This window comes from Pseudomonas putida, assembly GCF_028682635.1.
Classification (GTDB): domain Bacteria; phylum Pseudomonadota; class Gammaproteobacteria; order Pseudomonadales; family Pseudomonadaceae; genus Aquipseudomonas; species Aquipseudomonas putida_AE.
In genome coordinates this window covers 1-383 of the sequence record NZ_JANHLK010000099.1, presented here as the reverse complement: position 1 = coordinate 383, position 383 = coordinate 1, and the positions used below count along the sequence as shown (strand labels likewise).

The window sequence follows — 383 nt, the reverse complement described above, 5'->3', positions numbered from 1 at the left end:
GCAGCCGGCCAATGCTGTCGCGTTCGAATTCGGTGCGCCGTTGTGGTCGTTCGCCGCGTTCGCCATAGCCGGTTTCGTCGACCTGGGTCAGATGCCCACCGAGGTTGTAGCTGAAGTGCCGGGTCAGGTTGTCGATGCGTTTTTCTTCGATCAGCCGGTCGCACGCATCGTAGGCGAACTGGTACGCCGCGTTGTTTTCGTTGATCAGCGCGGTCAGGCGAATGGCCGGGTCGTATTCGTAGCGGATGCGCTGGCCCTTGGCGTCCTGGCGACTGCTCGGCAGCCCACGGGCGGTGCGCAGCAGCCGGGTGGTCTGGCCCTTGCCGTCGGTGTGCGTCAGCACCTGGCCGAGGGCATTGTAGGTGAACGACTCGGCGCTGCCG

1 pseudogene is annotated in these 383 nt (G+C 65.0%); it reads right to left on the bottom strand.

The annotated features are described in order from the left end of the window. Positions 1 to 383: pseudogene (locus NPS56_RS31035) on the bottom strand (type IV secretion protein Rhs); the annotation flags it as partial.